The organism is Granulicella aggregans, from assembly GCF_025685565.1.
Classification (GTDB): domain Bacteria; phylum Acidobacteriota; class Terriglobia; order Terriglobales; family Acidobacteriaceae; genus Edaphobacter; species Edaphobacter aggregans_B.
Window position 1 is genome coordinate 1,749,073 of sequence record NZ_JAGSYE010000001.1, and the last position, 21,238, is coordinate 1,770,310.

The following is a 21,238-nucleotide window of genomic DNA, read 5'->3' on the forward strand; positions in this document are numbered from 1 at the left end:
ACCTCTGCGGAGGAACAAAACGCATGAGCGATCAACATCTACCGGAACCAGTGCCGGAGAACCCAGCAACCACCCCATCATCCGACGGCATCGACCGCCGCAACTTCCTGTCCTGCATGGCCTGGGCCGGAACCGGCCTTATCTGGAGTATGGTGGGCGGCGTCCCCACCTCGAAGCTCTTCGCCGCCACGCCATCCAGCCATGCTGCCGCGCAAAGCAGCTTCAGCTTCGTTCAAATCAGCGACAGCCATATCGGCTTCAATAAGCCAGCGAACCAGGACGTCACGGGAACGCTGAAGCTGGCCATCGACAAGATCAACGCGCTCTCCGTCAGGCCGGAACTCCTGCTGCATACCGGCGACATCACCCACTCCGCCAAGCCCGCGGAGTTCGACACCGCCCAGCAACTCATCAAGTCCGCTAAGGCAGGCGAGACCTTCTACGTCCCCGGCGAACACGACTTCGCCTCCGACGACGGTGCCCAGTACAAAGCACGTTTCGGCAAAGGAACGCTGGGCACCGGCTGGTATAGCTTCAATCATCGCGGCGTCCACTTTATCGGCCTGAATAACTGTCTCCAGATCGACGCGCTCGGCAAGCTTGGCCCGGATCAGCTCGCATGGCTCAAGCAGGACCTCGCCGGCCTCTCTGCGTCGACACCGATAGTCGTCTTCGCCCACATCCCCTTGTGGATGGTTTACCCCGAGTGGGGCTGGGCAACGCAGGATGGAGCTGAAGCTCTCAGCTATCTCAAGCGCTTTGGCTCTGTCACTGTCCTCAACGGCCACATCCATCAGGTGGTGCAGAAGGTCGAAGGCAACGTCGCCTTCCACACCGCCACATCGACGGCCTTCCCCCAACCAGCGCCCGGCAAAGCTCCCAGCGCAGGCCCGATGATGGTACCTGCGGGCAAGCTCCGCAGCGTCCTCGGCATCACCGAAGTACAGTACATCGCGAAACACTCTCATCTCGCCATCGTCGATGCGTCGCTTGCGGAGAACGCATGAAACTCCGCACCGCCGTTCTCGCCTGGATCACTGCATTGCCAGCCTCGCTGCTTCTGGCCCGCGTCCATCCTTTCGGGGACGCGGGCCTCTTCGCCGCAACTCACCCCGCGCATCCCACCTCGATACCGCCGCAAGCGGACGCGATCCTCTCAGCCAAGTGCGTCGACTGCCACTCCGAGCAGACCCGCCCGCATCTCTATGGCCGATTTGCTCCCATATCCTGGCTGATGGAGCGCGACATCGTCGAAGGCCGCAAACATCTCGATCTCACAGCCTGGGACACCTACACCCCCGACAGGCAACAGACCCTCCAGTCACTCATCCTCAAAGAGGTCAGATCGAACGAGATGCCGTTGCCGCAGTACCGCATCATCCACCCCGACTCCGCGATGACTGCTGCGGACATCGAGGCTCTTACTTCCTGGGCCCATGCTTCCACCTCAAATGAGCTGCCATCCGCGACCACCGAAGGCGATTCTGCTGCGGGCAAGCTCGTCTTCGAGAAGCGCTGCACCGGCTGCCACGCGCTCGACCAAAGTCACGAAGGGCCGAAGCTGCGAGGAGTCTTCGGCAAACCTTCCGCGCAGGTCGCGGGCTTCGACTACTCGCCGGCGCTCAAAAGCTCGCACATCATCTGGAACGAGACCACGCTCGACAAATGGCTCACCGACCCTGACGCGTTTGCTCCGGGCAACAACATGAGCTTCGGTATCCCGAAACCGCAGGAGCGCAAGGACCTCATCCGATTCCTGAAGGACTCTCGCTGACCGTAGTCTCTACGCCTCGACCAGCCCATAGCGCCGCTGCCACTGCTGCTTCAGTCGCGCCCATACCGCCTCGCGCTCTTCCTTGGACACCTTCGGATCAGGCTCGCGTGCAAATCTTGCGGCCTCCACTTTCGCCAGCTCCAACTGCTCTCGATCGCGAATCAGATTCGCCACGCGAAACTCCGGCAGCCCCGCCTGCCGCGTCCCAAAGAACTCCCCTGGCCCGCGTTGCTGCAGGTCGAGCTCAGCCAGCTCAAACCCATCCTGCGTCCGCACCATCGCGTCCAGCCGAGCCTCCGCCTGCTCGCTCACACGCCCGCCGGTCATCAGGATGCAGTAGCTCTTCGCCGCGCCGCGCCCCACGCGCCCGCGAAGCTGGTGCATCTGCGCCATGCCAAACCTCTCCGCATGCTCGATCACCATCACCGTCGCGTTCGGAACATCCACGCCCACTTCAATCACGGTAGTGGCAATCAGCACATCCACGTCGCCGCGCTTGAACCGCGCCATCGCGACCTCCTTATCGTCGGAGCTCATGCGCCCATGCAACAACTCAATCCTTAGCCCGGCAAGCCCACCCTTCCCCAACTCCTCATACATCTCGGTCGCGGACCTCAGCTTCTGCTTGGGAAATAACTCCGGTTTTGCGCTCTTGCTCTTTGCAGCAGATTTCTTTGCTACCTTCTTCGCTGTCTTTATCCCGGCACTCAACGTCGCTTCTGTCTTCGCCTCGACTTCCTCATCATGCGCAAAATCCAACTCCGGCTGATCGTCCTTCGCTCCTTCAATCACCGGGTAAACGATGTAAGCCTGCCGCCCCGCCGCGACCTGCTTCTTCACAAACGCCCATACATCGCCAGCCCGCTCCTCCGTCGTCCTCCGCGTCACAATCGGCGTCCTTCCCGGTGGCAGCTCATCGATCACGCTTACATCAAGGTCCCCATAAAGCGTCAGCGCCAACGTCCGAGGAATTGGCGTCGCCGTCATCACCAGCACATCAGGATCGAGCGCGTCATCCTTCTTCATCAATCGAAATCTCTGCTGTACGCCAAACCGGTGTTGTTCATCCACGATCACCAGCCCAAGATTTGCAAAGTCCACCTTGTCTTCGATCAGCGCATGCGTGCCAATCGCAAGATGCGTCTCCCCGCGAAAGATCGTGGCTCGAGCCTGGCGTTTCGTCGCCTCATCCAGTGATCCGGTCAGCAGCGTCACACGATACGGCCTTCCCGTCTTCGGCGAGATAGCGTCACCCAGCAGCTTCCTCGCCGAAAGATAATGCTGCGTCGCCAGGATCTCCGTCGGAGCCATTAAAGCCGCCTGGTAGCCGTTCTCGATCGCCACCAGCGCCGCCTGCATGGCGACGATTGTCTTACCCGATCCCACATCGCCCTGCAACAATCGCCGCATAGGCTGCGGTCTCTTCATATCGGTAACGATCTCGCCCAGCACCCGCTTCTGCGCCGCCGTGGGATGGAAGGGAAGCACCTGCTTGATCGCCTTTCGCACCCCATCGCCCGTCGTGAACGCCGTCCCCTCGCGCTCCCGCATCCGCCGCCGCTTTAGCTCCAGCCCCAGCTCAAGGTAGAACAGTTCCTCAAAGATCAACCGCCGATGCCCGGGCGTGGTCGCTGCAATCAACTCCACCATCGGCGTCCCCGCCTCAGGAAAATGCACCGCCTTCAGCGCCTCGAGCCGTGCGGGCAACTTCAGCCGTGCACGCATACTCTTTGGCAAAGTCTCTTGATCGGCCAAAGGAAGACTCTGTGCCCCATTCATCGCGGCATCCTCGCGATGAGTGGGACTGCCACCACTCTCCATCTCCTCAAAGATCGACCAAAGCACACGTCTCAACCACTTCGATCCCAGCTTCGCGCCCCAAGCTGTCGTCCCACCCAGGGTCTCGTACACAGGAACGATTCGCCCCACCTCCAGCATGGAGAACTCAGCGTCCTCGCCCTGCGCATCGGTAGGCAGCAACTCGAACTGCGGCTGAATCATCTTGAACTTGCCCGCGCTCGATCGCGAAGGCTCCAGCTTCCCGTACAGCGCCACCATCTGCCCCGTACGAAACTTGTCCTTGAGATAAGCCCCGCGGAACCACATGCACTTCACCGTGTCGAGCCCCTGCCCCACGGTCATCTCGAACAGCGGCATCGACCGCGTATGCAGCAGCGCCGCCCCTCGCACCTCGCCGATGATCGATGCCATCTGCCCGGCCTTCAGTACAGAGATCGGCACCGGATTCAGCCGGTCCTCATAGCGAAACGGCAGGTGATACAGCAGGTCCTCGACCGTATCGATGCCCCGCTTCGCAAGCTCGACAGCAACCCGCTCGCCCACCCTCCTGACAAACTTCACCGGTGTAGAAAGTTCAAGCACCTCACGATGCTACCAAGCCCACCCTGCCACACCCGACAAACGCCGTCATTCTGAGCGAAGCGAAGAATCCCTGGATTTCTCCAGCCACGAAATTCGGGTGCCCCATCTTCGCGCATTGTCGTCGCACTAAGCCTTCAATGGCTGATACGTTCGGTACATCTCATCCCCAATCCCCATAAACGGCCGAAACGTAATCGGTGACCTCTCCGTCTCCACCGAGTATGCATCGCCACCCTCCACCTTCTTCGCCGCCACTAAGCTGGAGCGCGTCATCTCCGTCGGCCAGTGCCCGGTCGCCATGTACACCACCGGCCCACTCATCATCGCCGCAAACTCCGCTGTCTGCTGCGTTGCCAGCATCTTGCCCGGCTCGGTCGTGGAAGGCTGATTGACATTCATGCTCAGCGTCTCCAGCCGCACCGGCATTCCGAACTCCATCTCCACCACGTCGCCGTTCCGCCACCCACGCTTCACTGCATGGAACGTCCCTGGCCTCACGACGCCCTCGACCACGTTGCCGTTCACCATCACCCGAGTCCCCAGCCCTGCCCACTCCGGAATCCTTACATTCAGCGCGAACTCCCGCTCCGCCGCCAGCTTCAACGTCATCTTCGTCGTAGGCCGGAACGGGTACTCCGTCTCCTGCACCAGTGTCACCGGAGTTCCGCCCTGCTTCCATGTAACCTGCGAAGGCACAAATAGATTCACATGTAGGCCCGCTTCGCTCACAAAGTACGAGCTGATGCCGTAGTCCGCCGCAATCTGCGGAAGAGTGCCCGAGCAGCACGGCCACTTGTTTCCGTAGTACAGCTTGCGCCCATTCATGCTGTAGTCCGAGTAATAGAAACTCGACCCATCCTCCTGAATCGGCTTCGCCCCCAGCACCGTGTTGTAGAGCACCCGCTCCATGCTGTCGCCATACCGGCTATCGCCCGTGACACGCAGCAGATACCGCGTGATCTTGAAGTGCCCATAAGCTCCACACGGCGTCTCAAAGCTGTTCTTCTCGGAGAAGATGCTGCGCGCCAGATCATCCGTATGCGGCCGCAGCAGTTGCTCTCCTGGCCCCCATCCTCCGGTCGCATAGCTCTGCTCCTGCACGATGCGGAACCCATTCGTCGCCGCCCGAAGATGCTTCTCGCTGCCTGTCGTCAGGTAAGCCTGCATCGCCGAACTGAGCGCATTCACATGGCTGTACGCATGCTCGCCCGGCAGCACGTTGATGTCTTCGGATAGCGGATTGAACAGCAGGTCGTCCTCAAGAAACCGCACCGCCGTATCGCGATACCTCACGTCGCCCGTTCTCTGATAAGCGAGAAATAGATTCTCCGGCAGCGTGTACGTCTCGTCCCACGTGTCGCCGTCGATCTGGTGTGGCCGCGCGTGCTGCTCCATCCGCGAAAGCGCCTTCTCCGGCAGGTGCGGCAGCGCCGCATCGAGCGCTACCTTCATCGCGGGCTTCGCACTCTCCACTCCCGCGAGAGAACACGCATCGCTCAGCCCGCAGAACGTCTTGTCGAACGTGTACCCCGGCAGATGATAGCCGTCATAAAATCGGCTCACCAGGGTAGGTTGCAACCCCGCTACAAGCTGCTCCACCTTCACCTTGGTCGCCCGATCACCCGTAGCCGCATATCCCCGCGACAGCGCCGAGACATACTGACCAAAGCTGTGCCCCGCAACAAATCCCTCGGCCCCGCCATTGGTCGCCCAGAACCGCGAGTTCGAGTACCAGCCGCCCATATCATCGCCCGGCGCATCCAGCCCCGCACCTTGCCGGAACGGCTTGAGAAGCATGTCGTTGTCGAGCCCCAGAAACCGCGCCTGCGTCTGCTCAAACTGCGACCGCATCGGCCCCGGCAGCAGCGTCACCTGCCCATACTCAAGCTGCTTCAGCCTCGTACTCGCTCCCGCACCAGGGAGAAGGTCCGCCATCGCCCGCCCACCAAACGCCAGCCCTGCCGAAGCCGCGGCCCCACTCTTCAACACATCCCTGCGCGTAAACGAGCGAAACGACATCGCGATAGATCCCCCGGAGCCCGCTATTCTGAGTTGCAGAAATCCTACGCCACCCGTGCTACGACCCTCAATCGCCCGTAGTTCGACTGTCCCATGCCGACACTCGCAAACTCTGCGAGCCGATCCTCCAGATAAACTGGAAGAATGGACATCTCTCTCGCTGAGCAGGCGCAGAAGCCCGCGAGCATCCTCACCCGCACGCCGCTCATGGCGCTTGCCGTGGCTGCCTTCGGCATCGGCACCAGCGAGTTCATCATCATGGGCCTGCTGCCGGAGCTCTCGCGCGACTTCGCCGTCAGCATCCCCAAGGCGGGAGCTCTGGTCACCGGCTACGCTCTCTCGGTCACCATCGGAGCTCCGCTCGTTGCCCTGGCCACGGCACACATGGAGCGCAAACGCGCCCTGCTCCTTTTGATGGCCGTCTTCACCCTCGGCAACCTCGCCTGCGCCGTCGCGCCCACGTACAACCTCCTCTTCGCCGCCCGCGTCCTCACCGCTCTCTGCCACGGAGCCTTCTTTGGCATCGGTTCCGTAGTCGCTGCAAATCTGGTGCCCCGGAATCAGCGCTCGCAGGCCATCGCCCTCATGTTCTCCGGCCTCACCCTGGCGAATGTCCTCGGAGTTCCCGCCGGCACCGCGCTCGGACAGGCCTTCGGATGGCGCACCGCCTTCTGGGCCATCGTTCCCATCGGCCTCGCCGCCGCAACCGCCCTCTTCTTCCTCGTCCCGCCGCAGGAAGCAGGAAAGAGCAATCTCCTCCACGAGTTCAGCGTCCTCCGCCGCCCACAGGTGCTGCTCGGCATGTTTATGAGCACCCTCACCTCGGCCTCGCTCTTCTGTGTCTACACCTACGTCGCACCCACGCTGCTTGTCGTCACCCACGTCTCGCCACACATGGTCACGCTTACGCTGCTGCTCTTCGGCGTAGGCATCACCATCGGCAACCTCGCCGGCGGCACGCTCTCGGACTGGCATCCGCGGACCTTTCTCATCGCATCGATGCTCGCCCTCGTGGCCTCGCTCTTCGTTCTCTACTTCGCGGAGCCCTACGCCATCCCCTGCATCGCCATGGTCCTCATCTGGGGAGCGATCCAGTTCGGTGCCGGCGCTCCGCTCCAGTCCCGCGTCGTCGACCACGCCTCCGAAGCCCCCAACCTCGCCGCAACGCTCAACCAGGGAGCTTTCAACTTCGGCAACGCCACCGGAGCCTCGCTTGGCGGCCTCATCATCACGGCCGGATACGGCTACCGTAGCCTCACCTTCGCCAGCGCTGCGATCACCCTAGTCACGCTTGCTCTCGCCTTCCTCGCCGTCCGCCTCGATCGCAACAATCCCCGGCCCATCTCGCATGAGACCGGCCTCCGCATCTCCCACTAGCCCCTATTCCCCCATAAAGATGAAACGTCATCTCGACCGAAGCGGCGAACGGCATCATCGTTCGCCGCGCAGTGGAGAGACCCCCGCATTTGCCTTTTCTTTTTCCCGCCAAACTCAACTCTGTGCCCCATGCATCACGGCACCATCGTGATGCGTGGGACGGCCACGGCTTCCACCAGCCCTGAACCGAACCCTCCTCGCTCGCATCAAACTCGCAGGAGATACAAATGCAAATCGCCTTCCTCGGCCTGGGCAAGATGGGCAGCGCCATCGCTGGCCTTCTTCTTGATAAGGGCCACAGCCTCACCGTCTGGAACCGCACCGCCGCAGCCGCCAAGCCCCTTACCGATCGGGGCGCAAAGTCAGCCGAAACTCCCGTCGCTGCCGTTCAATCCGCCGACATCGTCTTCACCATGCTCACCGACGATAGTGCAGCCGAGTCCGTCCTCTTCGATCAAGGCACCCTCGCCGCGATCCGGGCGAATGCCATTCACATCTCGCTCTCGACCATCTCAGTAGCCTTGGCCGAACGTCTCGAAGCGGCACACGCTGAGCGCAAGCAGCGCTTCCTCAGCGTCCCTGTCTTCGGCCGCCCTAACGTTGCAGCCGAAAGCAAGCTCTGGCTAGCCATCGCGGGTGACTCCGCAGTCATCGAAGAAGCATTGCCACTCCTCGCCTCCATCTCACGGGGCCACACGATCATCGGCACGCGCCCCAGCCAGGCGAACGCCGCCAAGGTCGCCGGCAACTTTATGATCACGTCGATCATCGCCTCCCTCGCAGAGGCCTTCACCGTAGCCGAGTCGCACGGCATCGATCCCGCCATCTTTCTCGAGACCGTCAACAGCGCCCTCTTTCAATCGGCATTCGTCAGCAACTACGGCAAGTTCATGATCGATCCACCCGAGAACCCCGGCGCAACCATCAAGCTCGGCGCAAAGGACACAAGGCTCTTCCGCGAAGCCGCCCAGTCCACCCAAACTCCAACGCCGCTCGGCGACTTGTACCAGCAACACATGCAAGCGGCCATCGCCGCCGGTCGTGGCGATGATGACTGGGCCGCCGGCTACCTAAGCCAGACCCGCGCCGAAGCGAAGTCTTAGTTCGCCACGCTTTCCAGCAATACAAGAAGCGTCGCACTTTTGATCACTAGAAGATGCGTCATCTCGACCGGAGCGAAGCGAAGTGGAGAGACCCCCCGCATTGGCTTTTATCAAACTCTCCTCGGAGAAATCCGCCTCCGTGCCCCACTCATCGCAGTCGTATCGCGATGAGTGGGACGCAGAACGCTACCCGCCAATCGCATCCAGCCGCGCCACCACCTCCGGCGCCAACTGAATCTTCGCCGCCGCCAGATTCTCCTTCAAATGCTGCGACGACGAAGTCCCCGGAATCAGCAGCATATTCTCCGAGCGCTGATAGAGCCATGCCAGCGCCACCTGCATCGGAGTTGCGCCGATCTCTTTCGCTACGTCATCCAGCTCCGAAGACTGCAGCGGCGTAAATCCGCCAAGCGGGAAGTAAGGCACGTAAGCCACGCCCTTCTTCTCCAGCAGATCCACAAACGCATCGTCCTCGCGCTTCGCCAGGTTGTAGAAGTTCTGCACGCACACGATAGGCGTAATCTTCTCCGCCTCTTCGAACTGCTCCTGAGTCACATGGCTTAGACCGATGTGCTTGATCAGCCCTTGCTCCTTCAACTCAACCAGCACCGACAGCGCCTCCGCCAGTGACCCCGGAGCAGGAGCATCTCTGCCCAGGTTGCGCAGATTCACCACGTCCAGCGCATCCAGTCCAAGGTTCTTGAGATTGTCATGCACGCCACTCACCAGCACATCGCGCGAGTGGCTTTGAATCCACGATCCATCGCTGCCCCGCGTCGCACCGACCTTGGTCACAAGTACCAAGCCATCCTTGTACGGATGCAGCGCCTCCTTCAGAATCTGGTTCACCACATGCGGCCCATAGAAGTCGCTCGTATCGATATGGTTCACACCGCTCTCCACGGCCTCGCGCGCGACGGCCACAGCCGCAGCCCAATCCTTCGGCGGACCAAAGACATGCGGCCCCGCAAGCTGCATCGCGCCATATCCCATCCGGTCCACCGTCATCGAAGTTCCCGGAAACGTAAAATTCCTCGCGTCACTCATCCAATTCTCCTTTGCTGCCTTTTGCTGTTCTTTGCTGTCCTTCGCTCTTACCTGTGTTTAGATGAAGAAAGCTTCAGGTTAGGAGTTCGCATTTGCCGCCGCCATCCGCAACCCTCTTAGAGCCCCGTAAATCGCCGGTCCAGGCCCGTTCCGCCGCCAGTGTCGAGGCAATTTTAGAAGCCACCGTTCAGGTTTTGGTCTCCGTCGGGAAAGAGCGCCTCACCACCACCCGCGTCGCCGAACGCGCCGGGGTCTCCGTGGGCACCCTCTATCAGTACTTCCCCAATAAGACTGCGCTGCTGCAAGCCGCGCTTCGCCGCCATCTCGAGGCCGTCACCAACGCCATCGATCGCGTCTGCCAGGAGCAGCGCGGCCACCCGCTCGAAGAGATGGCCACGGCACTCATCACCACCTTCCTTGATGCCAAGATGCGCAACGCAAAAGCCAGCGTCGCCATGTACTCCATCAGCGCCGATGTCGACGGCATGAAGATCGCGCGGCAGATCGGCCTCCACTCCGGCAAGGTAGTCGCCGCCATGTTCGCAACGACGAGCGACCCTCCCTTGAGCGATCCCGCCCTGGTCGCCTCCATGCTGACCAGCGCCATGGCGGGCATTAGCCGCCGCCTGCTCGAAGGCCCTTCGCCCGAGAAACACGTCGAGCCCCTCAAGCAGGAGCTCATCTTCCTCGCCCGCGCCTACCTCAAAGCCTGTTCCGCCCGCTAAGCCCCCCACAACGAACTCGTCATCTCGACCGAACCCTGAGCGTAGCGAAGGGGAAGTGGAGAGACCCCCGCATTGGCCTTTGTCTTTGCTCGCAATACTCCTTAACCCCGCTAAGCGAAAATAGGACCATGAGCAACACCGAAAAGTTCACCGGCCGCGTCTCCGCCTACGTCGCCTACCGCGAACGCTACGACCCCGAGATCGTCCTCCCCGTCCTCCGCGAGTGGCGCGTCCTCGAACCCGACTGGCTCATCGCCGACATCGGCGCAGGCACCGGCATGTTGTCCGACGTCTTCCTCGCCAGCGGCAATCGCGTCCTCGCCATCGAACCCAACGCCGAGATGCGCCAGGCCTGCGCGCAACTCCACCCCGCCAACCCCAATCTCTCAATCATCGACGGCACCGCCGAAGCCACCGGCCTCGCCAGCGCCTCCGTCGATGTCGTCGCCGTAGGCCGCGCCCTGCACTGGTTCAACCTCGAAGCCACCCTGCCCGAGTTCCGCCGCATCCTCAAGCCGAATGGCTGGGTCATCATCCTCGCCTTCGGCCGTTCCAAAGAGGGCAGGGAAGAGAACATCGCCTACGAAGACTTTCTCCGCCCCTTCACCCAGGATGGCGAAGGGACCCGCGTCACCTACGCCGTATACCAGCGCCTCAAAGACCACTTCCCCGGCGACGAGTTCCACCACAAGGAGATCCCGGGAGAGATGTCGCTCGATTGGGACGCCCTCCGTGGCCTAACCCTCTCGCTCTCGCACGCGCCGCTGCCCGGTACGCCACAGTTCGCGCCCTTCGAGGCTTCCCTGACCCGCTACTTCGACAGATATCAGCAGGATGGCAGGATCACCCTCACCACCCGCTACTGGATCAACGCCGCTCGCTTCAACCAAGCCCTCTAAACCGCCCCTGATAGACTCACCTCATCACCCAATCCCGAGATCCCATGCCTATCGTCGAACTGCATAACGTCCGTAAGGTGTACGACACCAAGGTCGCCGTCCACGGACTCTCCTTCAAGATCGAACCCGGTACCATGTTCGGTCTCCTCGGCCCCAATGGCTCCGGCAAGACCTCCTCCATCCGCATGATGATCGGCATCACCGTGCCGGACTCCGGCTCGGTCACCCTCCTCGGCCAGCCCTTCGATCGCAGGAACCTGAACCGCGTCGGCTACCTGCCCGAAGAGCGCGGCCTCTACAAGAAGATGAACGTCCTCGATCAGCTCGTCTTCCTCGGCCAGCTCCACGGCCTCGACGCAGCCACAGCCAAAAAGCGCTCCCTCATCTGGTGCGAGCGCATGGAGATCTCCGAGGCCATCCCCAAGAAGACCGAAGAGCTCTCCAAGGGCATGCAGCAGAAGATCCAGTTCATCGCGTCGCTCTTGCACGAGCCTGACCTCATCATCATGGACGAGCCCTTCAGCGGCCTCGACCCCGTCAACGCAACCCTCCTTCAAGACACGTTGGTCGACCTACGCAAGGAAGGCAAAGCCGTCCTCTTCTCCACCCACCGCATGGACCAGGTTGAAAAACTCTGCGACGAGATCGCCCTGATCAGCGGCGGTCATCTCCTGCTCTCCGGCTCCATGCGCGAGGTCAAATCCACCTACCCGCGCAACCGCGTCCAGATCGTCTTCGAAGGCTCAGATGCCTTCCTGAAGCACCCCGCGATCGAAGAGGCCAAGAACTACAGCGGCCACGCCGAGATCAAACTAGCCCCATCGTCCGATCTCGCCTCCGCCTCGAACGCGGTCCTCACCGAAGCCCTCACCGGAGCCCGAGTCTCCCGCTTCGAAGTGATGGAGCCAACCTTGGAGGAGATCTTCATCGAGCGCGTTACCGCCCAGACTGCGGCCCAGAACACCGCCAGCGCCACCACGAACGGAGTCGCCGTCCATGCCTAGCAGCTTCCTTCACAACACCTGGCTCATCGCCCGCCGCGAGTACGTCGAGCGCATCCGCGCCAAGAGCTTCATCGTCATGACCGTCCTCATTCCCGCGCTCATGGGCGGCCTCACCTTCGCGATGAACTTTGCGACCGGCAAGAACGCGAAGTCCGATGTCAACATTGCCATCGTCACCCAGGACTCGAAGTTCGGCCTCGACCTCCAGCAGGAACTCGCGAAGCACAAGCACCCGAAGATCACCGCCGATGTCATCGCGCCTCCGGGCGCAGACACCCGCGCCGTTCTCGAAGGCGAGTTCAAGGACAAGAGCCTCGATGGATATCTCTGGGTCACGCCCCCGGCATCCGCACACGCAGCCCCTACCTTTGAATGGAAGACCCGCGCCAAGGGCTACCTCAACACCCAGACCGAGCTCAGCGAATCCATCCGCACCGTCCTCACCCGCGAGGGCCTCGCCCACTCCGGCATGGGTTCGCCCGACGTCGACGCTCTCATGCAGCCCATCGACCTCGACGCCACCACCGCCAGCAAGGACTCCGCGGCCTCCGGCGAAGCCGTTGCCTTCGGCCTCTTCTTCATCATGTACTTCGTCATCCTCTTCTACGGGATGAACGTCGCCCGCTCCATCATCGAAGAGAAGACCTCGCGTATCTTCGAGGTCCTGCTCGCCACCATCAGGCCCGAAGAGATGATGGCCGGCAAGGTCCTCGGCGTCGGTTCGGTCGGCCTCACCCAGGTAGGCATCTGGCTCCTCGGAGCCATCGCGCTTAGCGCACGCGGCCTCGTATCCCTCGGTGACGACTTTGCCTTCCACATCACCGCCCGCCAGGGAATCTTCTTCGTCGTCTTCTTCTTCCTCGGCTACACGCTCTACTCCGGCATGGCCGCCGCACTTGGTGCCATGACCAGCTCCGAGCAGGAGCTGCAGCAGATGAACATCTTCCTCATGCTGCCGCTCATCGCCTGCTCGGGCGTGGTCTTCACCGTCGTCTCAGACCCCAGCGGAACCGTGGCAAAGGTCTTCTCCTTCATCCCCTTCTGTACGCCACTCATCATGTACGTCCGCATCGCGGTCAGCCAGCCACCCTGGTACGAGATCGCGATCTCCATCGCCGCGCTATGCGCCACCATCGTGGCGATCCTATGGTTCGCTGCGAGAATCTACCGCGTAGGCATCCTGATGTACGGCAAAAAGCCGAACCTACCGGAACTCCTCCGCTGGCTCAAGTACAGCTAAAACTCCGAAGCTCCACAAAATCGGGTGCCCCATTCATCGCAGTTTTATCGCGATGAGTGGGACATTCGTGCGAAGCACGAACCGCTCTCCCCTAACCCGCCACCAACGCTCGGGTGCCCCATCCATCGCAGCTTCATCGCGAGGGGTGGGAAAGTAAGCTTTTTCCCAGCTAAACTACCCAAGTGCCACCACCCACCTACACCCCCACCCAGCGCCTGACCCTCTTCCTCGTCCCGCGCCTGGCCTCGCTCCTCATCCGCATCCTCGGCTCGACCCTCCGTTACGAAGATCTCATCGCTCCCGGAGTCACCCCCGGCTCGCAGATCCCCGGCCCCGTCGTCTACGCCTTCTGGCACCGTTGCCTGCTCTCCTGCGCCTACTACTTCCGCGGCCAGAAGATCGCGATCCTCATCTCCCGCAGCTTCGATGGCGAACTCATCGCCCGCACCGTGGAACGTCTCGGCTTCATCGCCATCCGCGGGTCAAGCTCAAGGGGCGGCGCCATGGCCCTAAAACAAATAGCCGACGAGTACGGTCGTGGCACCCGCTGCGCCATCACCGCCGACGGCCCCCGAGGCCCCAATATGGTCGCCAAACCCGGCACCGCCCAGTTCGCCCAGTTGGTCGGCACCTGGGTCGGCACCTTCTACGTCCTTCCACTCCGCGCCTGGGAGCTCAAGACCTGGGACCGATTCCTCATCCCCAAACCCTTCAGCCGAGTGCTCATCACCTGGCCTCCCCACGTCCCCGCCGAAGACGTCACCGAACAATCCGTCCAGGCCAATTTGGACCTCGCTGTCGCCATGACCCTCCCGCCCTTCAACCCAAAATCGTCGTCATTCTGAGCGAAGCGAAGAATCCCGAGAGATTACCTACCGCCCCGATCTCCCGACCGTTTCGGTCTCACACTCCTCTCTCGCCGCTTCAATTTAGGATTTTCCAATGAGCACTTTCTGGGTAGAGACCGAAAATCAACTCCGCGTGGCGATCGTGCCCCGTCCGCGTGGAGGAGACTGGCTCGAAGAGGAGATAGCTCATATCAAGCGAGATGGCATTAACGTCCTCGTCTCCATGCTTCCTGAAGACGAAGCGAACGAACTGGGCCTCTCTTCTGAAGCTGCGCTCTGTAGAGCAGCGGGAGTCATCTTCAAATCGTTCGCTATTACAGATCGAGAGACTCCCGCTTCAACCACCGCATTTAAATCATTCGTTGAAGGCCTCCAATCTGAACTCCGCGCGGGACGAAGTATCGCTGTCCACTGTCGAGCCTCAATTGGTCGTTCCTCCCTTTTGCTTGCCTCGCTGCTCTGCGCTGAGGGTTTCCAGCCAGAGGACGCCTTTACGCGTCTCTCAAAGGCCAGAGGTCTACAGGTCCCCGATACTCAAGAGCAAGTCCGCTGGGTCGAACGCTTCGTCGCCAGCCTTCAGCCCAAGAAACAACGGACAATCTAACCTTGCTCGTCTCCGACTTCAACTTCTCGCTCCCCGAAGACCTCATCGCCCAATCCCCGCCAGCGATCCGCGGCACCAGCCGCATGATGCATCTTGATCGCGCCACTGGCACCCTCAAAGACGACACCTTCGTCAACCTCCCCAGCTATCTCCACGAAGGCGACCTTCTCATCCTCAACGACAGCCGAGTCATCCCCGCCCGCCTCTACGCCACGCGAGCGCGCAGCCCGCACACTCAAAGCTCCTCGCCCGATCCAACGGGCCGCATCGAGGTCCTCCTAACCCAGCAGCTTCCCGGTAAAGAACGAGAAGACAACATCTGGTCCGCCCTCGTCCGCCCCAGTCGCAAGATCCAGCCCGGCGAACACCTGAACTTCGCCGACGAAACCAACGCGATCGCCCTAACGGCCGAAGTCCTAACCGCCGGAGACTTCGGCGAACGCACCCTCCGCTTCGCCCCCACTGCCGAACCCTTCCACGCCATCCTCGACAGCATCGGTCACATGCCTCTGCCGCCCTACATCCACCGCGATGACTCCGGCGAGGACCGCACACGCTACCAGACCGTCTACGCCAACCAGCCCGGCTCCGCCGCCGCGCCTACCGCCGGCCTCCACTTTACTTCTGAAGTATTGCAAGCCCTCAAATCCAAAGGCATTCAAATCGAGTACGTCACCCTCCACGTAGGCCTCGGCACCTTCCAGCCCGTCCGCGCCACCCACCTCGCCGACATCCGCCTCCACGCTGAGCACTACACTCTCACCGCTACAACCGCTGCAGCGATCAACAAAGCACTCGCAGAGAAGCGAAGGATCATCGCCGCCGGCACCACCACCACGCGCACGCTCGAACACTGCGCCCTCATCTCCAACGGCGAGCCGCTAGAGTCCCACTCCGGCCAGACCAGCATCTTCATCTCGCCCGGTCATGAATTCAAGATCGTACAAGGCCTCCTCACCAACTTTCACCTCCCGCAGTCGACGCTCATCATGCTGGTCAGCGCCCTCGCCGCGCAATCCCGTACGCCCGAGCAGGGAAGGGAACTCATCCTCTCCGCCTACCGCCACGCCGTCGAGCAGCGTTACCGCTTCTTCAGCTACGGCGACTGCATGTTGATTACCTAGCGGTCTATTACTCAGCGGCCGGCACAACCACCCGCGTGCTATGGAAGAACACCAGCGTCCACGCGCCATCCTGCTTCTTCAGAATCGCGGACTCCAGCCACTGCTGCGGTGCCGGTGCACTGGCTCCCGGCATCTGGATCGACCCGTCGTTCAGATAGGTAATCCACGCCCTGTCGCACTCCACCGTTACCTCAGGCTTCGTCACGTTCCACACAAACTTTGCGCCCTTGTCCTGAAACGCCTTCACAGCGTCCATCAGGCTGTCCATGCTTTCGTAACGCACTCCGCCATCGAACGCATAGAATCCCGGCGCAACCACCGTATGCAGCTTCGCGAAGTCATCGACTGTCGCCGCCTCGTACATGGTGCGCATGGTCTGCACTACGGCGGCCTTGTCTTTCGGGTCGGTCTTACAGTTTTGCGCGTTCGCACCCCGGCACTTCCCCAGGCTCAACAGACCGCACACAAACAGCGGTAATAACTTCCGCATCCTTGCACCTCACCCCTGAGAGTTTGCGGCAATCGTACCACGCTCAGGAAGTCCATTCGCCACGCCGCCTCTCGCAGCCGTACCATCAATTCATCATGTCCGAAGCGCCGCACACCTCCGCCAAGCCCCCCATCTACCTCCTCGATTCGATGGCCTTCATCTTCCGCGCCTACCACGCCATGCAGCGGCAGCGCCCCATGTCGACACGCACCGGCATCCCCACGGCCGCGACCTATGTCTTCGTCAACATGATCAACAAGCTGCGCAAGGACTTTTCTCCCCAGTACCTCGCAGCCATCTATGACGTCGGTGCTCCCGTCCATCGCAACGAGCTGGCGACGCAGTTGAAAGACGTCCAGAAGTTCAACATCAAGACCCAGGCCTTCGAGACCATCGAGTACGGCGGCTACAAGGCCAACCGAGCCGAGACCCCACCCGACCTCATCCAGCAGCAGCCTTACATCCGCCGCGCCCTCGAAGCCTTCCGCATCCCCATCCTCTACTACGAAGGCTTCGAGGCAGACGACGTCATCGGCACGCTCTCGCACAAGCTCGCCGCGCTCGGCCATCATGTCTACGTCATCTCGCCCGACAAGGACATGATGCAACTCGTCACCGACGAAGTCAGCATCCTCAACCCCACCAAAGACAATCTCATCCTCGATCCCGCTGGTGTCACGAATGTCCTCGGCGTGCCTCCCGAACAGGTGATCGACGTGATGGCCCTCCGCGGCGACTCCGTCGACAACATCCCCGGCGCTCCCGGCATCGGCGACAAAGGTTCCATCGACATCATCAAGGAGTTCGGCTCCGTAGAAGCCGCCCTCGACCGCGCCGACGAGGTCAAAAAGAAAACGTATCGCGAATCGTTACAAAATAATCGCGACAACATTCTTCTCTCGAAAGAGCTCGTCACCATCCACACCGAGGTGCCTATCGACTTCTCCATCGAAGCCATGCGCACCCAGCCCGTCGACAACGCCGCCTGCCGCGCCCTCTTCTCCGAGCTCGAATTCACTACGCTGCTCAAAGAACTCGCGCCATCCGTCGACAACACCGTCATCTCTTACGATTTGAAACCCACGCAGCTACAAATCGACCATCTCCTCACCGCCGCCCGCGCGATCAACCCCGAAACCGGCCGACCGCAGGGCCTAGCGATAGCCATCTTCGAAGACGCCACCGCCATCTCCGAAGAGATCGCCATCGAAGACCCCGCCGCCGAGACTGAAGTGGAACCCCCACCCGCCGAAACCATGTCCCTCTTCGGCGCTCCCACAGACACACCCCCCGAGACCTTGTCATCCTTCGCCGCAGGCGGAGGATCTGTTTCCTCGGCTACCACGGATGCTCCCGACCCCGCCTGCCGTCTAGGCCTTGCCGTCACCCCGAACGAAGCCATCGAAGTCTCCCTCGACGCTCCCGGCATCAAAGAGGCACTCACCGACCCCACCCTCCCCAAAGACCTCCACGACCTAAAAGCCGTCCTCCGCGCCCTTGCACCGCACTCCATCGATCTGCAAGGTGTTCGCGACGACGTGATGCTGCTCAGCTACCTCGTCAATCCCACTCACGGCTCCCATACGCTGCCCGACATCGCGGCCCGCACCACCAGCCGAGCCCTGATCCATCAGCCCACCAAGCTCAACCCCTCCGACCCTAATCGCCTCCCGGAAGCCGCCGCCGCCATCGTTCGCCTCGCCACCGCACTCACTACGCAGCTTGCCGAAGCAGGCACATTCGAGCACGAGATCCCGAAAGATGACCCCGCCCTCGGAGGTGCTGTGACCCTCGAGATGCTGGTCACCGAAAAGCCAACGCGGAAGGAGGAAGTCTCCCCGCTTCATAACGTCTACAAGACCATCGATCTCCCCCTCGTCCCCGTCCTGCTCCGCATGGAACAGACCGGCGTCCGCGTCGACAGCGAAGTCCTGCGCGCCCTTTCAAGCCGTCTCTCCATCGACATCGACAACCTCGCCGAGCGCATCTACGCCCTCGCCGGCGAGACCATGGGTCTCGATGGGCCACACCGCTTCAACATCAACTCGCCCAAGCAGCTCGGCGATGTTCTCTTCAACAAGATGAACCTCCCCAAGCCCATGAAGTACGGCAAGGGAAAAGTAGTCAGCACCGCGCAAGACGTCCTCGAAGAGCTCGCCGAGCACCACACCGCCCCCGCTCTGGTCCTCGAGTACCGCCAGATGTCGAAGCTACGCAGCAACTACACCGATCAGCTTCCCACGCTCGCCGACTCCGAAGGCCGCGTCCACACCACCTTCAACCAGATCGGCACCGCCACCGGCCGTCTCTCGTCGACGAACCCCAACCTGCAAAACATCCCCACCCGTACCGCCCTCGGCCGCGAGATCCGCACCGCCTTCATCCCCGCCCCCGGCAACCTGCTCATGTCCGCCGACTACTCCCAGATCGAGCTCCGCCTCATGGCCCACTTCTCACAGGACCCGCTCCTGCTCAACGCCTACCGCACAGATCAGGACATCCACACCCTCACCGCAGCTGAGGTCTTCGGCGTTGATCCCGCCACCATGTCCAAAGAGACCCGCGCCCGAGCCAAGGCCGTCAACTTCGGCATCGTCTACGGCATCAGCCCCTTCGGTCTCGCCGCCCAGCTAGGCATCGATCAGAAGGAAGCAAAGCTCTACATCGAGACCTACTTCGACCGCTACAAGGGCGTCCGCACCTTCATCGACGAGACCCTCGAAACCGTCCGCCGCGACGGCGCCGTCAAGACCTACTTCGGTCGCATCCGCCCCATCCCGGACATTCAGTCCCGCAACCCGAACATGCGCGGCTTCGCCGAGCGCACCGCCGTCAACACGCCGCTCCAAGGCACCGCCGCCGACCTCATCAAGCTCGCCATGATCGCCCTCGATCGCGAGATGACCGCACGCAAACTCCGCTCGAAGATGACCCTGCAAGTACACGACGAACTCCTCTTCGACGTCGTTCCCGAAGAGGCCGACGAGCTCAAAGCCCTCGTCAAACAAGAGATGGAACACGTAGCCGAGTTCTCCATCCCCATCGTCGCCGACGTAGGCCTCGGCCAGAACTGGCGAGACATCAAGTAAATTCCGTCACGCCGTTATCGGTCGAGAGCGAGGCCTACGTATAACGCTCCGATCACCTCGCCGGACGCTGAGATCACAGGATCGTAGGCGGCTACGAATGGCTTGCCAAGGATATAAACCGCTCCTTCGTGCCGAAGCTTCCTGGTCAACCGGGCCATCGCCGCGCCCTTGGGATTAAGGATCGTTCCCGTCGCGCGGCTGCCATCCGCCCGCTTGATGTTGGTAGCCGTTCGTACGAAGTCGCTTCCGTCCCGCACGAACAACGTGGCAACGCATCCAGTCCGCTGGTTGACACGGTCGACCAGAGCGTTCGCATCCGCCGCGTTGACTGACCCGAAGCGCAGGCCAGGAAGGGTACGGCCGCCGACCTCCGTGGTTCCATTCACGCGTGGAGCTCCCGCCTTCAAGCACTCGGCCCGAAGCTCTTCCATGGCGTGCTCCACACGCGGCCAGGAGTTGGCGATCTGGCGAACCAGGCTCTCCGAGTCGGAGCTTTCGCGGGAAGTTCCGCCCAATCCGCTTAGGAGAGCCAGATTCCTTCTAGCTCCTGTCCTTTGAAGCTGGCTTGCGGAGTCCACCAGCCGCATGCTCATCTCTGCGGCGGCATCGGCTTCAAACGTCGATGCCGAGGCCATCTTGTCGATCTCATTCAGTTGGGCGCTCAGACTTTCCAGAGCCGATGTCTGGCGATTGGAAGCGTCGGCCACTTCGGCAGACATCGTCTGCACCTGGTACATGGAGTCGCGAATGCTCTGGAGCGAATTCTGGACCTCGAGATTTCGCGTGATACTCGTGTCCGCGGCCTCTTCTCCAAGCAGCATCGACTTCTCCGCGGCGAGCGCGGTTGCACCCATCTTCCCGATGCTGGTTGCAATCTCGGTCGTCGACTCTCTTGCCCGGTCCGCCAGCGCTCGAATCTCCTGAGCGATCACATTGAAGCCGTCGCCGTGTGCGCCTGCATGCGCTGCTTCTACGGCAGCATTCAGCGCCAAGAGATTGGTCTGTCGCGCAATATCCCGAACGGTCTCGACGACGCGATTGACCTCGGTCATGCGTTGCACAAACTCCCGCATCAGAGAGGCGCTCTCTTTCGCGGTCTTCGACATGTCGCTCATGGAAGCGGCTGTGGCCTCCATCAGTTCATTGCCGCGCTCCGTGTCCCGGGCGACTGTCTCCGCCTGCTCGGCGGTCTTGAGGCTGTTGCCGGCGCAGCGTCTCGCTGAACTCTGGATCTGCCGCTCCATCGTCGCAATGTCCTGGACCATCTGGCGTTGCGCGTTGGAACGCTCCGCGGTCGCTTTCGACGTCTGCAGCAATGCGAAACTGAGGCTGCTGAATTCAGCGAAGGTCGACCCACCGGTCGTCGCCTTCGCACGACCCGGCATGGCCTGGGGCGAGTTCTTTCTGCTAAACGCATCGAGGAATCTGGACATACTACTGGACCTCAAGTCAGCCGGCTCAACGCCGGAAACGGAAGCAGGAAGATGCTTCGTTCCTCAATGCCGCGGCGTCC

At 61.6% G+C, this 21,238-nt stretch carries 17 protein-coding genes; 12 read left to right on the plus strand and 5 right to left on the minus strand.

The window, feature by feature from the left end; genetic code table 11:
- Window positions 1-23 precede the first annotated feature (23 nt).
- On the plus strand, window positions 24-1,007 hold the full coding sequence (locus OHL18_RS06960; protein WP_263374088.1) for a metallophosphoesterase family protein: 984 nt from the start codon (window positions 24-26) through the stop codon (window positions 1,005-1,007).
- Complete coding sequence (locus OHL18_RS06965; RefSeq protein ID WP_263374089.1) at window positions 1,004-1,774, plus strand: heme-binding domain-containing protein; 771 nt, start codon at window positions 1,004-1,006, stop codon at window positions 1,772-1,774. The genes OHL18_RS06960 and OHL18_RS06965 overlap by 4 nt, the downstream gene beginning before the upstream one ends.
- Window positions 1,775-1,783: 9 nt before the next feature.
- On the opposite strand, the gene recG is transcribed toward OHL18_RS06965, so the two are convergent.
- Together recG and OHL18_RS06975 are read right to left on the minus strand one after the other, a co-directional pair.
- Window positions 1,784-4,156 (minus strand): ATP-dependent DNA helicase RecG, encoded by a 2,373-nt coding sequence (gene recG, locus OHL18_RS06970; protein ID WP_263374090.1) that lies wholly within the window; start codon window positions 4,154-4,156, stop codon window positions 1,784-1,786.
- Between the two features lie 126 nt (window positions 4,157-4,282).
- Entirely contained in the window at window positions 4,283-6,175 is a 1,893-nt protein-coding gene (locus OHL18_RS06975) for a glycoside hydrolase family 127 protein (RefSeq protein WP_263374091.1), read from the minus strand.
- A 144-nt stretch (window positions 6,176-6,319) separates the two neighbouring features.
- On the opposite strand from OHL18_RS06975, the gene OHL18_RS06980 reads away from it, so the two are divergent.
- On the plus strand, window positions 6,320-7,552 hold the full coding sequence (locus OHL18_RS06980) for an MFS transporter (protein ID WP_263374092.1): 1,233 nt from the start codon (window positions 6,320-6,322) through the stop codon (window positions 7,550-7,552).
- A 227-nt stretch (window positions 7,553-7,779) separates the two neighbouring features.
- A complete protein-coding gene (locus OHL18_RS06985) occupies window positions 7,780-8,655 on the plus strand; it encodes an NAD(P)-dependent oxidoreductase (protein ID WP_263374093.1) in 876 nt (291 codons plus the stop codon).
- Window positions 8,656-8,841: 186 nt separating this feature from the next.
- Here OHL18_RS06985 and OHL18_RS06990 read toward each other — a convergent pair whose 3' ends face one another.
- A complete protein-coding gene (locus OHL18_RS06990) occupies window positions 8,842-9,702 on the minus strand; it encodes an oxidoreductase (protein WP_263374094.1) in 861 nt (286 codons plus the stop codon).
- A 92-nt stretch (window positions 9,703-9,794) separates the two neighbouring features.
- On the opposite strand from OHL18_RS06990, the gene OHL18_RS06995 reads away from it, so the two are divergent.
- The 7 genes from OHL18_RS06995 to queA all read left to right on the plus strand — a co-directional run bounded on the left by OHL18_RS06995 (window position 9,795) and on the right by queA (window position 16,146).
- The gene (locus OHL18_RS06995; RefSeq protein WP_263374095.1) at window positions 9,795-10,427 is read left to right on the plus strand and encodes a TetR/AcrR family transcriptional regulator; all 633 of its coding nucleotides are present in this window, start codon (window positions 9,795-9,797) and stop codon (window positions 10,425-10,427) included.
- A gap of 128 nt (window positions 10,428-10,555) precedes the next feature.
- Window positions 10,556-11,326: a class I SAM-dependent methyltransferase gene (locus OHL18_RS07000; RefSeq protein ID WP_263374096.1), complete on the plus strand. Its 771-nt coding sequence runs from the start codon at window positions 10,556-10,558 to the stop codon at window positions 11,324-11,326.
- 44 nt (window positions 11,327-11,370) lie between these two features.
- A complete protein-coding gene (locus OHL18_RS07005) occupies window positions 11,371-12,330 on the plus strand; it encodes an ABC transporter ATP-binding protein (protein WP_263374097.1) in 960 nt (319 codons plus the stop codon).
- A complete protein-coding gene (locus tag OHL18_RS07010) occupies window positions 12,323-13,570 on the plus strand; it encodes an ABC transporter permease (RefSeq protein WP_263374098.1) in 1,248 nt (415 codons plus the stop codon). Before OHL18_RS07005 ends, OHL18_RS07010 begins: the two co-directional genes overlap by 8 nt.
- A gap of 182 nt (window positions 13,571-13,752) precedes the next feature.
- A complete protein-coding gene (locus OHL18_RS07015) occupies window positions 13,753-14,415 on the plus strand; it encodes a lysophospholipid acyltransferase family protein (protein ID WP_263374099.1) in 663 nt (220 codons plus the stop codon).
- 97 nt (window positions 14,416-14,512) lie between these two features.
- On the plus strand, window positions 14,513-15,022 hold the full coding sequence (locus tag OHL18_RS07020) for a protein-tyrosine phosphatase family protein (protein WP_263374100.1): 510 nt from the start codon (window positions 14,513-14,515) through the stop codon (window positions 15,020-15,022).
- A 2-nt stretch (window positions 15,023-15,024) separates the two neighbouring features.
- Complete coding sequence (queA, locus tag OHL18_RS07025; protein WP_263374101.1) at window positions 15,025-16,146, plus strand: tRNA preQ1(34) S-adenosylmethionine ribosyltransferase-isomerase QueA; 1,122 nt, start codon at window positions 15,025-15,027, stop codon at window positions 16,144-16,146.
- Between the two features lie 7 nt (window positions 16,147-16,153).
- Here queA and OHL18_RS07030 read toward each other — a convergent pair whose 3' ends face one another.
- Window positions 16,154-16,636 (minus strand): nuclear transport factor 2 family protein, encoded by a 483-nt coding sequence (locus OHL18_RS07030; RefSeq protein WP_263374102.1) that lies wholly within the window; start codon window positions 16,634-16,636, stop codon window positions 16,154-16,156.
- A 95-nt stretch (window positions 16,637-16,731) separates the two neighbouring features.
- On the opposite strand from OHL18_RS07030, the gene polA reads away from it, so the two are divergent.
- Entirely contained in the window at window positions 16,732-19,725 is a 2,994-nt protein-coding gene (gene polA / locus OHL18_RS07035) for a DNA polymerase I (RefSeq protein ID WP_263374103.1), read from the plus strand.
- A 14-nt stretch (window positions 19,726-19,739) separates the two neighbouring features.
- Here polA and OHL18_RS07040 read toward each other — a convergent pair whose 3' ends face one another.
- A complete protein-coding gene (locus OHL18_RS07040) occupies window positions 19,740-21,158 on the minus strand; it encodes a Cache 3/Cache 2 fusion domain-containing protein (RefSeq protein ID WP_263374104.1) in 1,419 nt (472 codons plus the stop codon).
- Window positions 21,159-21,238 lie beyond the last annotated feature (80 nt).

Excerpts from the sequence above, each read along its gene's own strand:
- OHL18_RS06960 (WP_263374088.1), top strand. The coding sequence starts at position 24 with ATGAGCGATCAACATCTACCGGAACCAGTGCCGGAGAACCCAGCAACC.
- OHL18_RS06975 (WP_263374091.1), bottom strand. The coding sequence starts at position 6,175 with ATGTCGTTTCGCTCGTTTACGCGCAGGGATGTGTTGAAGAGTGGGGCC.
- OHL18_RS07005 (WP_263374097.1), top strand. The coding sequence starts at position 11,371 with ATGCCTATCGTCGAACTGCATAACGTCCGTAAGGTGTACGACACCAAG.
- OHL18_RS06990 (WP_263374094.1), bottom strand. The coding sequence starts at position 9,702 with ATGAGTGACGCGAGGAATTTTACGTTTCCGGGAACTTCGATGACGGTG.
- OHL18_RS07020 (WP_263374100.1), top strand. The coding sequence starts at position 14,513 with ATGAGCACTTTCTGGGTAGAGACCGAAAATCAACTCCGCGTGGCGATC.
- OHL18_RS06980 (WP_263374092.1), top strand. The coding sequence starts at position 6,320 with ATGGACATCTCTCTCGCTGAGCAGGCGCAGAAGCCCGCGAGCATCCTC.
- OHL18_RS07000 (WP_263374096.1), top strand. The coding sequence starts at position 10,556 with ATGAGCAACACCGAAAAGTTCACCGGCCGCGTCTCCGCCTACGTCGCC.
- OHL18_RS06965 (WP_263374089.1), top strand. The coding sequence starts at position 1,004 with ATGAAACTCCGCACCGCCGTTCTCGCCTGGATCACTGCATTGCCAGCC.
- polA (WP_263374103.1), top strand. The coding sequence starts at position 16,732 with ATGTCCGAAGCGCCGCACACCTCCGCCAAGCCCCCCATCTACCTCCTC.
- OHL18_RS07030 (WP_263374102.1), bottom strand. The coding sequence starts at position 16,636 with ATGCGGAAGTTATTACCGCTGTTTGTGTGCGGTCTGTTGAGCCTGGGG.
- OHL18_RS06985 (WP_263374093.1), top strand. The coding sequence starts at position 7,780 with ATGCAAATCGCCTTCCTCGGCCTGGGCAAGATGGGCAGCGCCATCGCT.
- OHL18_RS07040 (WP_263374104.1), bottom strand. The coding sequence starts at position 21,158 with ATGTCCAGATTCCTCGATGCGTTTAGCAGAAAGAACTCGCCCCAGGCC.
- OHL18_RS07010 (WP_263374098.1), top strand. The coding sequence starts at position 12,323 with ATGCCTAGCAGCTTCCTTCACAACACCTGGCTCATCGCCCGCCGCGAG.